Below are 14,722 nucleotides of genomic sequence, written 5' to 3'. Positions count from 1 at the left end.
ACACACGAAAAACCGCCCTCGGTCTCTGGGCGGCTCCGCAGCACCCGAGGGCGGTGCAGGTTGGACCGACGACTCAGCGTGGCCCTTCAGGCCACCGGCTCGGCGTCGCGGCCGCCTCGGACGGCGTACCGGTGCATCGTCACGCCCTGATCGAACGACGCCTGCTCGATCAGGTCCAGCTCGACCGGCTCGTCATGGTCGTCGAACAGCGGCCGGCCGGTACCGAGCACGACGGGGTGGGTGAAGAGCAGCAGTTCCTCGAGCAGCCCCGCCCGCAGCAGGTTGGTGGCCAGGGTGGCACCGCCGACCCCGATGTCACCGTCGGACTGCTCCCGTAGCAGAGCGAGCTGCCCGATCGCGTCGTCCCCACCGATGACCCGGGTGTGATGCCCGGCGTTGTCGCGGGTGCGAGAAACGAGCACCTTGGGCATCGAGGTCCAGATCTCGCCGTACTCCCGCAGGTATTCCGGCAGAGATTCGTCGTCGCGGGCGCCCGGCCAGAACGCCTCCATCGTCTCGTAGATCGTGCGGCCCTCGACCATGAGCGACATCGCCCGCGCCCGCCTGTTGAACTCCCGATGCAGCGACTCGCCGATGCGCATCCAGTCGCCACCGCCCTGCTCACCCGGGGCGCGCTCGATCCGCAGATCGACCGACACGTTCATCCAGTACACGAACCGACCCGACACGCTCTCTCCCAAGTGTTTGGCGATCTGCAACTGCTTCCGGCCCGACGCCAGGTTGTGTCGGAGCGTGGCTTCATCGAGGCGCGTCGAGCCGGGCGAGCAACGTCCGGGGTGCCACCGCCCGGTAACCGTCCTCGATGATCTCGGCCAGCTCGGCCTCGCCGATCCCGGTGTCGAGGCGTACGCCGACCCAACCGCGATGCCCCACGTAGGGCGGGCGGAAGTAGGTCCGCGGATTCTCCGCGATCAGCTCCTCTGCGGAGCCCGGCGGGGCGGCGCACCAGAGGTGGGCGAAGTCGTTTTGGTGGTGCCCGTCCGGCCAGACCATGACGAAGGACCTTTTGCCCCGGATGAACCAGGTCGGGGTGCCGTGGCTCAGTCGCTCGCTGACCTCGGGAAGACGCAGGCAGGCCCGCCGGACGATCGCCACCATGTCGGTCATCGGCCCACGCTAGGACACGGGTCTGACAAAACCTGGGAGCGCCGGAGGTTCGATCGGGAAGCCGGGCCGGGGCGGCACTTACCAGCCCGGCCGAAGTCGGCTGATGGTCCGACGGCGGTAGGGTTCGGCCCCGTGGAACACGAACCGAACGACCCCGGGCTGGCCGACCTCGTGCACCGGCTGCGCCGGTTCGCCGACGAGCGGGACTGGCAGCGGTTCCACACGCCGAAGAACCTGGCGATGGCCCTCGCCGGCGAGGTGGGCGAGTTGCTGGCCGAGTTGCAGTGGCTCACCCCGGAGGAATCCGCGCAGGTGATGGCCGATCCCGAGCACGGCGCACGGGTGCGCGCCGAGATCGGCGACGTCATGATCTACCTCGCCCGCCTGAGCGACATCCTGGGCATCGACCCGGTGGCCGCCGCCACCGACAAGTTGACGGAGGCGGCCCGGCGCTACCCGGTCGAACGGTCGTACGGCTCCGCGGCCAAGGCTCCATCGGCAGACAGCGCTGGTTAGCCGCGACCACCCTGAGGCCCCGAGCCAACTGAGGAATGCGCAGCAGGCCTACCCGCATCGGCCTACGGTCACCGGGATCGGTCCCAGGGACGGTGGGCGGCGCGTAGATGGATGACGAGGGTGTCGACCGGGATGCCCAGCACAGCGGCGAGCAGCGTCAGCGGCTCAGGGTGACCCTGCGCGGTCAGCTCGTCGAAGATCTCCAGCAGGACGCGCCGCCGGAACTCCTGCGCTTCCGGGCCGGCGGGCAGCGCGGCTATGCGACGCTGCACGTACCGCCGAGTGACGAGCTGGCACGGACCCTGCTCATCGGTTCGTTTCGGGTCGGGCAGGTCGGCGGGCGGTGATACCGGGCCGTGGTCGTTCGACATCCCGCTCCCAGTGATCGACGCGGTCAGCATGTGGTGTGCCAGTCGCGCAGGAACGCGTCGACCAGGTCGTAGGCCCGTGGGCGTACGTCGAAGACCTCGCCGAGCCGACGGCGCGCCATGTGCGACAGGGCGTCGGCCGTCTCGTTGAGCGCGTGGCCGGTGTGTGCCTTCACGTGCGTGAAGGACAGGTCAGGCCGCCGGGCCACGAGCTGTGCCAGGCGGACGAGGGTGGGCTGCGGCGACCACCGACGTGGAAGCAGGTCGTAACCGGCCGGCGTCTCCTCGGTCTGGCCGGCCTGCCAGCGGTGTAGGTACCGCAGGGCGGTGGTGCGCTCCCGCAGGGGAGCGGGGAGCAGGTCGAGGGTACGCAGGATCTCATCGGTACGCACGACGCCTCCTGACGTCTCGCGGGGGATGGGGAAGGGGCGCCGGAGCGAGACAGTGGGCTCGCCCCGGCACGGCGAAGCTGATGTCGCAGCCGGATCAGGTCGGCGAAATTGTCGAACTTTGGTCCGCTACGACTCGGAGATGTCGGCCACGACGGCGGTCAGCTTGTCGCTGGAGCGCTTCGTGCCGGCGCTCTCTTCCTCCTGTACCGAAGCGGAGTCACCGGTGACCTCAAGGGTGTTGATGATCGGGTCTTCGGCTCCGGTGACCTCGTAGGTGATCTCGTAGGTCTTCGACGGATCCAGTTCGCCGCCCAGATAGGTGACGTCGATCCGGTAGTTGATGTTGCATCCGGCGCTGCCGAAGCACTGCTTGCGTAGGATCTTCACGCCGAGCTTGAAGTCTTTCGTGGTGGGCGTGTGAAAGGCAGGGGCTGCGGTCGTGGGGGCAGCGGTGTGCGTTGCCGCGGTTTTCGTGGCGGCGGGGCTGCTCGGTGCGGCCGATGTCGAGCTGCTCACGCTGGCGGCCTGGTCACCGTTGCTGGCCGCGACACCACCGATGGCGATGCCGGCGGTGAGGGTGATGACCAGAGCCGCTCCGCCGAGAATCCAGGGCTGAGCGGTTGGACGCTTCGGCGGGCTGACGGCCTCAGCCACCGTGACTCCGGACCAGGATGACGCATCAGGGGCGGGCACCGGGCCGCCTGGCGGTGCGGCCGGAGACTGGTTCGCCTGCGGCGAATCGGTGGGCTGGTCGGGCGGTTTGGGCGCGGACGGATCGGTCATGGCGTACTCCCGATGTGAGCGGTGGAAGTTGTGCACAGTCGGGGCGGGCAGGGAGGCTCGCCCCGACACGGAGACAAGTCAGCTGAGCGAGACCTCGACGCCGCCGGAAAACGGCGAGTCGTGCAGCTCGAGCTTGGTGAGCTTGACCTTCTTCGGGATGTCGAAGACGAGGACGCCGGTCACCTGGTTGCCAGGGTTGATCTCCGCGAACAGGGTCTGCTGGTCCTCGTTGGCGTAGATCGCGGCCTCCGAGTCGGTGGAGTACTCGGTGCCGTCGGCGTCGTACGCCTTCTGACTGCTGTCGAGCAGCGTCTGCGGCTCCTTGCCGATGTTCTTGACGTTGACCGTCACCAGGCAGAACTGGCCCTGGGCCTTGTCGCCGAGCAGGTCGGAACCGACCTTGCGGACACCGCACTTGTTCGACTTCACCGTGAACTCGAACTTTCCGTCCCGAACGGCCTGGCCGATCTTCGCGGTCTTGGGCTTGTCCTCACTCTTGGCGGCGGTGTCGCCGTTGCCGGCGCTGCCGCCCTCGTCGGTAGCGCCGGCGCCGCAGCCCAACGCGATGAGGGCGGTGGCGAGCAGCGTGAACGTGGTGGTCTTGCGCATGAAGGAGCTCCGATTCTGGAGGGATGGCGTGGCTTCCGAGCGGAAGCGGTTCGTTGATGCCGCTGAATCACAGCAGCGGTCATCGTCCGAGCGCCAGCTAAAAGGCATCCGAAGGTTGGTAACCAGGGTTACCAAAAGGACGACTGTCGGAGACTCGGCGGGTCGCTTACTGTCGACCCGTCGCCTGACGAACGAGCGGGACGAGGAGGTGCCCCATGGTCGTTACAGATCTCATCTCGCTGCCCGAGATCGCCACCCTGGCTGGGGTGCGGCGTCCTGTGGTCACCACCTGGCGTCGCCGCTATCCGGCCTTTCCCACGCCGGCCCAGGTCGACCGTGGACGGCCATTGTTCAAGGCGCGTGAGGTGGTCGACTGGCTGGTCGACACCGGCCGGGCCGAGCGCCAGTCAATCGAGCCGGACCTCCGGCTTCACCTGCTCGCCGGCCTGACGCTCCGGGCCGCCTCGTCGACGGGGGTCGGCCGGCGCCGCACGCTCACTCCGCAGCAACTGGTGCCCGCCATCACCGCCCTGATCTGTCTGCATCACCTCGACGACGAGCCGCTGCACCCGAGCGGCTACACCGACCGGCAGGTGGTGGAGGCGCTTCGTGAGCGCGCCGTCGAGGTCGACTGGGACGACGAGCTGCTGCGATCGGAGATCGAGGCGCTGCCGACTGAGGCGGCCTGGCTGACCGAGGTGGTCGACGAGCTGATCGAGGCGGCGTGGGGCACCGCCCAGGCGTACGAGCGGGTGCTCGCCGCCCGGAACCGGTTCGCCGTGCCGCAGCTCTACGAGGCGGCGATCCTCCCGCAGTTGGCCCGTCTCATGGTCGGGCTCTCCGGCGTACGCGAGCACGCCGACCTGCACGGATTCGTGCAGGTGGCCGACCCGAGTGCCGGTGCCGGCGACCTGCTCATGGCCGCCCGCCAGGTGCTAGGCGAGCATGATCCGGTCATGTTCGCCGCCGAGGCCGACCCGCTGCTGGCCCGCCTGGCCCGCCGCCGGCTCGTCGTGCACGGCGTCTCACGGGGCAGGTGGCAGCTCGACATCGGCGCAGCCCGACAATCGGGCCCGGTCGCAGGCGACGCGCAGTTCATCCAGCTGCCCTACCAGTCGGCCGAGAGACGCACCGACCTCGATCCGTTTCCGGAACTGACCCACGTGGCCACCTCGCTCACGCCGGGGCAGACCGCGGTGGTGTTCGGCCCTGCGGAGCTGCTCGTCGGCGTGCTGCCGCCCTACAAGGCGGCGGCCCGCTCCCGGAACGAGCTGCTGACCACGAATCGGGTCGAAGCGGTCGTGCAGCTTCCCGGCGGCATGGTGCCCTTCCGGCCGGGCTACCAGACCGCCCTGTGGGTGCTCCGGCACGAGGAGGCACCGGAGTGGCAGGGTCGGGTGCTGCTGGCAGACGTCTCCGACCGGCCGCTCACCGACCGGGTGGCCGACGAACTGATCCTCGACGTGGCCACCTGGCGCCGGGAAGGTCACCGCCCGGAGCAGCACCTACGGGCGTACGCCAGCCAGGTGCGGATCGCGGACCTCATCGTGCCCCGACGCCCGTTGACCGCCCGCCGGCCGGCAACGTTGCGGGAGATGGTCCGCGACGGCCGGAGGACGGTCGCCGAGCTGGCCGAGCTGGAGGTGGACCTCAACCGGCTGGCCGGACCCCGCCCACAGGTCCGCACTCTCCTGGCCGCGCAGGACGACATCCAGCGAGCACCGACCAGGTCCATCGGCGCACTGGTCCGGGACGGTCACCTCGTTCTGCTCAACGGCAGCCGGATCGCGGACGCCGACGTCAGCGGTGACGGCCACTATCCGGTCGTCGGGCCACCGGAGCTGGCCGGGGCCACCCAGGTCGGGTCCCGACGGATCGACCGTGCCGTGTTCGCCCAGCGCTATCCACGCGCCCGGCTCACCGAAGCCGGTGACCTGCTGGTGACGATGACGCCCTGGCTGCGGGCGTACCACGACGCCGCAGGCACCTCGGTTGTCGACTATCCGACACGCGTGCTGCGCATCCTGCCGGACGGGGGTGAACGGTTCACCCCGCGAGTGCTGGAGGCCCTGCTCAACGCCGTACCCACGCAGCGGCCGGCCGGCGCGGTGCGCGCCGCGACCCGGCTGGCCGACCTGCAACTTCCCCTGCTTCCGCCCGCTGACGTGGCGCGGCTCGACGCGCTGCTGGCGGCCGTGGAGGAGCGCCGTAACCTGGCGCGCCGTGAGCTTGCCCTGCTCGACGAGATCGGTTGGCGGACGGTGGATGGGCTCACCGATGGCACCCTGACCACCACGCCGGGCCCGCCGCTGGCTGGACCACCCCAGGCTGACCAGCAAAACTGACCGCACCGCAGGAACGGATACGAGGAGCACCATGCCCCCCAGAAAGAGGGCGGCCGGGCAGAACGCACTGCCCGGCATGCCGACCATGGCCGACCTACGCGACACCCTCTGGAAGGCCGCCGACAAGCTCCGCGGCTCGATGGACGCCGCGCAGTACAAGGACTTCGTCCTGGGCCTGGTCTTCCTCAAGTACGTCTCCGACTCGTTCGAGGAGCGCCGCGACCAGATCAAGCAGGAGGTGCTCGACCAGGGCATCCCCGAGGCCCGGCTGGACGCCTTCCTCGACGACATCGACGAGTACGCCGGACACGGTGTCTTCTGGGTGCCGGAGGAGGCCCGCTGGATCCACCTCGCGGATCGGGCCAAGGGCGGCGAGATCGGGCTGCTGCTCGACAACGCCATGGACGTCATCATGAAGTCCAACCCGGCGCTGCAGGGCGTGCTGCCGAAGATCTTCAACCGGGACAACGTCGACCAGCGGCGGCTGGGTGAGCTGGTCGATCTGATCAGCGACGCCCGGTTCACCGGCCACGGCGACCGACCCGCCCGCGACGTGCTCGGCGAGGTGTACGAGTACTTCCTGGAGAAGTTCGCCCGGGCCGAGGGCAAGCGCGGCGGCGAGTTCTACACCCCGCGCAGCGTGGTCAAGCTGCTGGTCGAGATGCTGGAGCCGTACTCAGGGCGGGTCTACGACCCGTGCTGCGGGTCGGGCGGCATGTTCGTGCAGGCCGAGAAGTTCGTGCTCAACCACCGGGGCCGGCGCGACGACATCGCCGTCTACGGTCAGGAGTCCAACGAACGCACCTGGCGACTGGCGAAGATGAACCTCGCCATCCACGGCATCACCGGCAACCTCGGCCCGCGCTGGGAGGACACCTTCCACGCCGACAAGCACCCCGACCTGCGCGCCGACTTCATCCTGGCCAACCCGCCGTTCAACATGTCGGACTGGGCCCGGAGCGTCGAAGACCCGCGCTGGCGCTACGGCGTACCGCCGGCCAGCAACGCCAACTTCGCCTGGCTGCAGCACATCGTCTATAAGCTCGCCGAGCGGGGTGCGGCGGGCGTAGTGCTCGCCAACGGCTCGATGTCGTCAAAGCAGTCGGGCGAGGGCGAGATCCGCGCGGCGATGGTCGAGGCCGACCTGATCTCCTGCATGGTGGCGCTGCCCCCGCAGCTTTTCCGCACCACCCAGATCCCGGCCTGCCTGTGGTTCTTCGCCAAGGACAAGGGGCCGCAGGGCGCGAAGCGGCTCGCAGACCGGCGCGGCGAGGTGCTCTTCATCGACGCCCGCAACATGGGCACAATGGTCGACCGCACCGAGCGCATCCTGACCGACGAGGACGTCGCAAAGATCGCTAGCGTTTATCACGCTTGGCGGGGCATGGCATCCGCGCGAGTCCAGGATCAGAAGTACGAGGACGTGCTTGGCTTCTGCTACTCGGCGAGCATTAACCAAATCCGTGAGCACGACCACGTGCTTACCCCTGGCCGCTACGTCGGCGCGGCGGAGATTGATACTTCTGACGACGAGCCGATCGTCGACAAGATCGAACGCCTCAAGAAAGATCTGTTGGCCCACTTCGAAGAGTCCGCGCGGTCGGAGAGGGCTGTTCGCGTCCAGTTGGAGCGCCTCGATGCCTGACTTGATTTTAGGTGAATCTCTTGAGGTGCTAATTGACCATCGGGGAAAGACGCCGAGGAAGCTCGGTGGTGACTTCGTTAGGCAGGGCGTGCCGGTGGCCTCGGCGCTGTTGGTGAAAGACGGGCGGCTTGCGCTGGGAGAAGCTCGCTGTGTTACGGAGGAGATGTACGGCCGCTGGATGTCGGTCTCGCTAAAGCGTCATGATGTTCTTCTGACGTCTGAAGCTCCGCTTGGGAGAGTGGCTCTTGTTCCTGACGATTCCCCGTTGGTGTTGGGCCAGCGACTCTTCGGGCTGCGCGGGAAGGCTGGCGTCCTAGACAGCAGGTTCTTGTTCTATGCACTGCAGACAGATGCCGTTCAGTCTGAGCTGCGGGGGCGGGCGACCGGAACAACGGTCGCAGGCATCAGGCAGTCCGAGCTAGTTCGGGTTCGCATTCCTGCGCCGAGTTATCCCGAGCAGGTGGCGATTGCAGCCGTGCTGGGGGCGCTGGATGAAAAGATCGCGGTCAACGATCGGATCGTCGAAAATTCCTATGAACTTGTCCAGGCTCAATGGACGAAATCGGCACTCGGTGCGCGCAACTTCGTTCCTGTCTCTCAGCTGGCAGAGGTGAACAAGGGCTTGTCCTATAAGGGATCGGGTCTTGGTGGTAGTGTGCCCCTTGTGAATCTAGGCAACTTCAGCACGGACGGGCGATTCAAAGGATCGGCGCTAAAGTATTACGACGGAGAGTCGAAGGACCGTCATTGGGTCAGTCGCGGCGGCCTGCTTATGGCCAACACCGACCTTACCCAGCGCCGCGAGATTCTCGGTCAGCCGGCTCTAGCGATGACAGATGCCGAAAGAGCTCTTTTTACGCACCACGTATTCGCGATTCGCCCGCATGCTGGCGTCGAAGGCGATCTGCTCTGGCTGTACGGGGCATTCCGCGATCCTCTCTTCCGTGAACGCGCTATAACCTACGCCACCGGAACTACCGTTGTCGCGCTTCCGCGGGACGCAGTCCTAACCTATGAAGTGCCGTGGCCGGGGCAGAAAATTAGGCGAGACTGGAGCGACAAGGCCCAAGCGCTCATCGATGACACAGCCGCCCGCAGTGGCGAGAACCGGACTCTCTCACACCTACGCGATGCGCTGCTGCCCGGACTGATGTCGGGGGGGATTCGGGTTCGAGATGCCGAGAGTGCTGTGGAGGACGCGACATGAGTCGGGGAGGATCCGCGCTCTCGCATGACCTGACCGAAGCGCAGTGGGAGGCGCTTGCGCTGGATGCGTTGGGCGAGTTGGGCTGGGAGCCCGTACCCGGATCGTCACTTGCGCCCGGGACCGGCGAGCGTGAGTCGTGGGCGGAGCTGATTCTGCCTGGCCGGCTGCGCGACGCTGTCGCCCGGCTCAACCCGCAGCTCCCGCCCGCGCAGGTCGATGAGGCAGTCGCCTATGTGCTCAGCGCCCGCTCGCGGGACGCCCTGGCTGAGAATCGGCGGCTGCACGAGCTGATGGTCAAGGGCATTCGATCGATCCTTCACACCGACCAGCATGGTGCCGAGCACAACCCGACCGTTCGGCTGGTCGACTTCCGGAACGAGGCTGCCAACGACTACCTGGTCGCCGACCAGGTGACGGTGACCGAGGGCGACCACAAGCGACGGTTTGACGTCGTCTGTTACCTGAACGGGCTCCCGGTCGGGTTGGTCGAGCTGAAGAAGGCTGGTGACGCGTACGCCGATCTGCGGGGTGCCCATCGGCAGGTCGGCACCTACGTCGAGGAGTTGCCGCTGGCGTTCCGGGCCAATGTGGTCTGCGTTGTCTCGGACGGGATCACCGCGCGGTACGGCACCGCCTTCACGCCGTTCGAGCATTTCGCGCCGTGGAACGTCGACGACGCGGGCGAGCCGGTGCCGCAGCCGCCGAAGAGCGACGAGGATCTGGCGCTCAACCTGACGCTCTACGGCCTGTTCACTCCGCGCCGGTTCCTGGAATTGCTGCACGGCTATGTCGCCTTCGCCGAGGTAGGGGGAGGGCCGGTAAAGCGGATCGCGAAGCCGCATCAGTACTTCGCGGTGGAGAAAGCGGTTCGCAAGACCATCGAGGCGACCCGCAGCGACGGCAAGGCCGGCGTCGTGTGGCACACGCAGGGCTCCGGCAAGTCGATGGAGATGGAGTTCTACGCCCACCAGATCGCCACCCACCCGAGCATGGGCAACCCGACCATCGTCGTGATCACCGACCGGACCGACCTGGACGAGCAACTCCTGGAGGCGTTCGTCGCCAGCGAGCTGCTGCCGGAGCGGCCGGTGCAGGCGGTCACCCGGGAGAGCCTGCGCAACGAGCTGACTAACCGGCGTACCGGCGGGATCATCTTCACGACGTTGCAGAAGTTCGGGCGTACCCGGGACGAGCGGGACTCGGGCCGTAAGCATCCGCTGCTGTCGGACCGGCGCAACATCATCGTGGTCGTCGACGAGGCGCACCGCAGCCACTACGACAGCCTCGACGGCTACGCGCGGCACCTGCGCGACGCCCTGCCGCACGCGACGCTGATCGCCTTCACCGGTACGCCCATCTCTGAGGCCGACCGCGACACCCGGGCGGTGTTCGGCGACTACATCGATATCTACGACCTGACCCGGGCGGTCCAGGACGGCGCGACGGTCCGCGTCTACCACGAGAGCCGGCTCATCCCGGTGGACCTGCCGGCCGACATCGACCCCGAGACGATCGACGAGCGGGCCGACACGCTGACCGCCGGGCTGGACGACGCCGAGAAGGCGCGAATCCAGCGCACGGTCGCGGTGATGAACGCCGTCTACGGTGCGCCCCACCGGGTCGAGGCGCTGGCTGCTGATCTGGTCGAGCATTGGCAGGCCCGGTCCGAACAGATGCGCAAGTACATCGGCGGGCCCGGCAAGGGCATGATCGTGTGCGCGACGCGGGACATCTGCGCCCGCCTCTACGACGAGATGATCGCGCGGCTCCCCGAGGGCTGGCACTCCGACGCCGACGACCTCGGCAAGATCAAGGTTGTCTACACCGGTGGCCCGGACGACGAGCCGCACATCCGCAAGCACGTCCGGCGGCCCTCGCAGACGAAGGTGGTCCGTAACCGGGCGAAGAATCCCGATGACGAGCTGGAACTCATCATCGTCCAGTCCATGCTGCTCACCGGGTTCGACTCCCCGCCGCTGCACACGCTCTACCTCGACAAGCCGATGCGTGGCGCGGCGCTGATGCAGGCACTCGCGCGGGTCAACCGCACCTTCCGCGGCAAGCAGGATGGCCTGCTGGTGGGCTACGCCCCGATCACCCAGAGCCTGCACGAGGCGCTGGCCGAATACACCAAGAGCGACCAGGACAACAAGCCGGTCGGCCGGGACACCGATGAAGCCGTAGCCCGCATCCGGGATCTGCACGACGTGTTATGCGGGACGATCCTGGCCGGATACGACTGGCGCGGTGTGCTGACCTCCGGCGCCAAGAACGCCTTTACCAACGCCGTGCTCGGCACCATCGACCACCTGCGCGACCCAAGCCTGCCAGAAAACCAGCCTGAGCCCGGCGAGGCGACTCTCGCCCAACGTTTCCGGCAGGCCGCCGCCAGCCTCGACCGGCTCTATGCGCTCTGCGCCAGCAGCGGCGACATCAACGACCTCCGCGACGACATCGCCTTCTTCCAGGCCGTACGGGTGTGGATGGCCAAGTACGACGTGGAGGACCGCCGCTCGCGCGGCCTGCCCATCCCCGTCGAGGTGGCGCTCTACCTACGGGAACTCACCGCCGGCGTCATCGAGGCGGGCGGGGTCACCGACATCTATGCCGCCGCCGGCATCGACCGGCCCGATCTGTCCCACCTCGACGAGGCGTACCTGGCGAAGCTACGCGCCTCCAAGACACCGAACCTGGCGATCGAGGCGCTGCGGCGGGCCATCGAGCAGACCATGCGGAAGGTCACCCGGCACAACATCGTGCGGCAGGAGGCCTTCTCGGCCCGGCTGATCGAGTTGATGCGCCGCTACACCAACCAGAACCTGACCTCCGCCGAAATCATCGCCGAGCTGGTGGCGATGGCGAAGGAAGTCAGCGCGGAGGCCGACAGAGGTAAGCAGTTCAGCCCGGCGCTCACTGACGACGAGTTGGCGTTCTACGACGCGGTCGCCACGAACGAGTCGGCCGTGGCCGTGATGGGGGAGGGGCAACTCGCCGCCATCGCCCGGGACCTGGTGGCCTCCGTCCGCCGGTCCATCACCGTCGACTGGACCTCCCGCGACGACGTACGCGCCAAGCTCCGCTCCACCATCAAACGCCTGCTCGCCGTGCATGGGTACCCGCCGGACGCCGCCGAGGACGCCATCCGGCGAGTGCTTCAGCAGACCGAGACCTTCGCCGAGGAGTGGTCACCCGAGGCGTAGAGGGAGACCCGCTGCAGACATCGGGCCGGAGGATGAGCGGGCTATTGAACAGATAAGCAGATTTTCAGGAGGGGTTTGTGTACATCTTCGATGGGTTAACCGCCTCGGCTGCTATGCGAACACAGGCAGAGATCGACTCGGTGATTCGGCAGCTGGCCAAGAACGACGCCTACCAGCCGGTCCTTCGCTCTGCGGGCCGGGAATTGCTGCGTCTCACGGGCAGCAAATTACGCGCTAGTCAGGAGAGTAATTTGCTGCTAGCCGTATTGGGAGGCCCTCGCGCTACTCACTCGCCGGATACCCCCATGCTTGGCGAACTCTTTTTCCTGGACGGCTCAGCCATGATCGTTCAGCCTATGAGGTCTCGCCTTGCGATCGGTGAAGTTCGTGGCCACGAAAAGGATACAAAGCTTCCTGAATTTGCCGAGGAGTTGGGAAGGGCGGCTAAGGCTGCCTTGGATGGGCGACGTCTCCGTGGGATGTCCTTCGAGTGGTTGCCACTGACTCAGGACTGGCTGAGGGGCAATTCGGTTCATTACGGACCACGGAACCCGTTTGTCTCGCCTCGCTCGATTCGCAATAGGAGCGAGCTGAAGACGAAGCCGGCCGCTCTTTCGATGGACGACATGGAGGACGCGGCGCTTCTCGTGCGCCCGGAGCAACGCCTTTTCCTGCAACGACTAATCCAAGTCGGGAAGGCGCGTTCGGTCGATGCACGGCAGGACATCAGTGCAGAGACGGTTGAACCTCTTCTTGCTCGCGGGCTAGTCAACAAGGAATTCCTGGTAGTTTGTCGGAAGGATTCATCGACCCTCTGTACAGCGCAGTCTAAAGAAGAGATCGAGGGCGTTAAGTTTCGATGCTCGAACTGTGGTCGCGCATTCTCGGACGAGCATGTTCAAGAGATCTATGCCCCGGCTCCGCGCGCAAAGGAGCTGACAGATGGAAGTCATTGGATGACCCTCTGGATCACCCATCTACTGCTCACAGCCGGAGTTGAGATGAGCCAGATTGCCTGGGGTGCCACCGCAGGAGAGGACGAGCTTGACATCGTGGCGAGTATCAACGGCGTCACCGTCTTCTTCGAGCTGAAGGACAGGGAGTTCGGTCTAGGTGATGCTTATCCGTTTAGCTCTCGGGTTCAGCGCTACGGCGGCGACGTTGGGGTAATTCTGTCGATGGATAGGGTTGCGGAGGAGGTCGTGAAGTACTTGAACGAGCAGCGTGGGCCTACAATTCATGCCCTGGCGGGAATGGGAAAGATCGAGTCCGATCTGCGTAAGGTGTTGGAGGGCATCGCAGTCAACGCGGTCCTCTACTCCGTGTCAATGCTTACAGCTCGGAGTCGAGTTGACGTTAAGCCTCTATTGCAGGAGTGGATGAGGCACCGTGCTAGTCGCGCTCTTCCGTTCGGTGTGCCAAGCCTTTGACGCTATCGATGAAGGTCGGCCATGCAAGCCGGGCGAGGATGAGTGCGTGACCAGAAGGGTCCTTCGAGTCGCGGACGGCGACGATGCCGGGGAGGTTGGTCGCAACCTCGACGCAGGCGCCGCCGTTGTCGCCGCTGCGGGTGCTCTTGCGCCAGACGGCGCCGGTCAGGTCAGTCATGCCGGATCTCCCCGATGAGCCTTTTGATCATGTCCTTCGATTCTGCCTCGCCGAGGGCGAGCGCATCCAGTCCCCGCCAGACACGTTCGTATGCCGCGAGTTCATCCGGCTTGTCGAGGTAGAGCGCCCCGGTCAACGATTCGCTGTAGACGACGGACGGCTCCGGGGCGGTCCGACCGCCCTTGGTGGGAGGGAAGTCGAGAACCATGAAGGTGCCGGCCACTGCACCGGGCTGGGGGCCTGCTGCCAGCGGAAGCACCCTGACCGACACGTTCGGCAAACCCGACAGCCGGATGAGATGGTCGAGTTGGCCGCCCATGATCGCCGGACCGCCGACGCCGCGCCGGAGCACCGCCTCCGACAGGATCGACTCCAGGCGCGGCGCGGCGGGAAGTCGGCGGGTAAGCAGAGCTTGGCGCTGTATCCGCACCTCAACGGCCTGTTCTCGTTCCTCGTCGCTCATCATTCGCCCAAGGCGGATTAGTGCGTGTGCGTACTCCTTGGTCTGGAGGATGCCGGGGATCAGTGATTCGTCGTAGCCGCGCAGCCGCGAAGCGGCGGATTCCAGGCCGACGTACAGCTCGAACCAGCTCGGCACGGCGTCCCCGTAGGCGTGCCACCAGCCCTTGGATTTCGTCTCGACGGCCAGGCCGCGCATCGCCTCGGTCATCTCCGGGGACACCCCGTACAGCTCGCACATGGCCTTGACGTCGAGCACCCGGACGGAGCCCATGCCGCATTCGAGCCGCCAGATCTTCTGCCGGCTGTATTCCAGGGCTTCGGCGGCGGCGTCCAGTGTCACCCCGGCCTCGTTGCGGAACTGGCGCAGCAGCCGGCCGAGTTGCCGGCGCGGCACGGTCGATCCGATGTCTTCGGCCATTCGCACACTCCCTGGTTCCGGCTCGCAACACTGCGTCACCT

14 protein-coding genes are annotated in these 14,722 nt (G+C 66.7%); 6 read left to right on the top strand and 8 right to left on the bottom strand.

Going from position 1 to position 14,722, the window contains the following annotated elements; genetic code table 11:
- Positions 1–86 precede the first annotated feature (86 nt).
- Both ENC19_RS09785 and ENC19_RS09780 read right to left on the bottom strand, forming a co-directional pair.
- The gene (locus ENC19_RS09785; protein ID WP_164446883.1) at positions 87–689 is read right to left on the bottom strand and encodes a dihydrofolate reductase family protein; all 603 of its coding nucleotides are present in this window, start codon (positions 687–689) and stop codon (positions 87–89) included.
- Between the two features lie 70 nt (positions 690–759).
- Positions 760–1,128, bottom strand: coding sequence for an MmcQ/YjbR family DNA-binding protein (locus ENC19_RS09780; protein WP_164446882.1), 369 nt, complete (start codon positions 1,126–1,128; stop codon positions 760–762).
- 132 nt (positions 1,129–1,260) lie between these two features.
- On the opposite strand from ENC19_RS09780, the gene ENC19_RS09775 reads away from it, so the two are divergent.
- Positions 1,261–1,644, top strand: coding sequence for a nucleotide pyrophosphohydrolase (locus ENC19_RS09775; RefSeq protein WP_309246041.1), 384 nt, complete (start codon positions 1,261–1,263; stop codon positions 1,642–1,644).
- A 68-nt stretch (positions 1,645–1,712) separates the two neighbouring features.
- On the opposite strand, the gene ENC19_RS09770 is transcribed toward ENC19_RS09775, so the two are convergent.
- The 4 genes from ENC19_RS09770 to ENC19_RS09755 form a co-directional block, all read right to left on the bottom strand.
- Entirely contained in the window at positions 1,713–2,015 is a 303-nt protein-coding gene (locus ENC19_RS09770) for a hypothetical protein (RefSeq protein ID WP_164446881.1), read from the bottom strand.
- 23 nt (positions 2,016–2,038) lie between these two features.
- Positions 2,039–2,404 carry an RNase H family protein gene (locus ENC19_RS09765; protein WP_164446880.1) on the bottom strand — a complete coding sequence of 122 codons (366 nt, stop codon included), beginning with the start codon at positions 2,402–2,404 and terminating at the stop codon, positions 2,039–2,041.
- Positions 2,405–2,530: 126 nt separating this feature from the next.
- Positions 2,531–3,187 (bottom strand): hypothetical protein, encoded by a 657-nt coding sequence (locus ENC19_RS09760; protein ID WP_164446879.1) that lies wholly within the window; start codon positions 3,185–3,187, stop codon positions 2,531–2,533.
- 78 nt (positions 3,188–3,265) lie between these two features.
- Positions 3,266–3,796 (bottom strand): DUF4352 domain-containing protein, encoded by a 531-nt coding sequence (locus tag ENC19_RS09755; protein ID WP_164446878.1) that lies wholly within the window; start codon positions 3,794–3,796, stop codon positions 3,266–3,268.
- 215 nt (positions 3,797–4,011) lie between these two features.
- Here ENC19_RS09755 and ENC19_RS09750 point away from each other — a divergent pair, with 215 nt between their 5' ends.
- The 5 genes from ENC19_RS09750 (at position 4,012) to ENC19_RS09730 (ending at position 13,623) form a co-directional block, all read left to right on the top strand.
- A complete protein-coding gene (locus ENC19_RS09750) occupies positions 4,012–6,141 on the top strand; it encodes a hypothetical protein (RefSeq protein ID WP_164446877.1) in 2,130 nt (709 codons plus the stop codon).
- A gap of 31 nt (positions 6,142–6,172) precedes the next feature.
- Complete coding sequence (locus ENC19_RS09745) at positions 6,173–7,786, top strand: class I SAM-dependent DNA methyltransferase (protein ID WP_164446876.1); 1,614 nt, start codon at positions 6,173–6,175, stop codon at positions 7,784–7,786.
- Positions 7,779–8,993, top strand: a complete 1,215-nt coding sequence (locus tag ENC19_RS09740; RefSeq protein WP_164446875.1) for a restriction endonuclease subunit S — start codon at positions 7,779–7,781, stop codon at positions 8,991–8,993. The genes ENC19_RS09745 and ENC19_RS09740 overlap by 8 nt, the downstream gene beginning before the upstream one ends.
- On the top strand, positions 8,990–12,193 hold the full coding sequence (locus tag ENC19_RS09735; protein WP_164446874.1) for a type I restriction endonuclease subunit R: 3,204 nt from the start codon (positions 8,990–8,992) through the stop codon (positions 12,191–12,193). The genes ENC19_RS09740 and ENC19_RS09735 overlap by 4 nt, the downstream gene beginning before the upstream one ends.
- 77 nt (positions 12,194–12,270) lie before the next feature.
- Positions 12,271–13,623: a hypothetical protein gene (locus ENC19_RS09730; protein ID WP_164446873.1), complete on the top strand. Its 1,353-nt coding sequence runs from the start codon at positions 12,271–12,273 to the stop codon at positions 13,621–13,623.
- Here ENC19_RS09730 and ENC19_RS09725 read toward each other — a convergent pair.
- Together ENC19_RS09725 and ENC19_RS09720 are read right to left on the bottom strand one after the other, a co-directional pair.
- A complete protein-coding gene (locus ENC19_RS09725; protein WP_164446872.1) occupies positions 13,586–13,801 on the bottom strand; it encodes a DUF397 domain-containing protein in 216 nt (71 codons plus the stop codon). The two genes, ENC19_RS09730 and ENC19_RS09725, sit on opposite strands and share 38 nt — an antisense overlap.
- On the bottom strand, positions 13,794–14,681 hold the full coding sequence (locus ENC19_RS09720) for a helix-turn-helix domain-containing protein (RefSeq protein WP_164446871.1): 888 nt from the start codon (positions 14,679–14,681) through the stop codon (positions 13,794–13,796). Before ENC19_RS09720 ends, ENC19_RS09725 begins: the two co-directional genes overlap by 8 nt.
- Positions 14,682–14,722 lie beyond the last annotated feature (41 nt).

The organism is Verrucosispora sioxanthis (assembly GCF_010560025.1).
Classification (GTDB): Bacteria; Actinomycetota; Actinomycetes; order Mycobacteriales; family Micromonosporaceae; genus Micromonospora; species Micromonospora palythoicola.
Note: the sequence above shows the minus strand (reverse complement) of the source record. Positions and strands in the feature narration are given on the sequence as shown.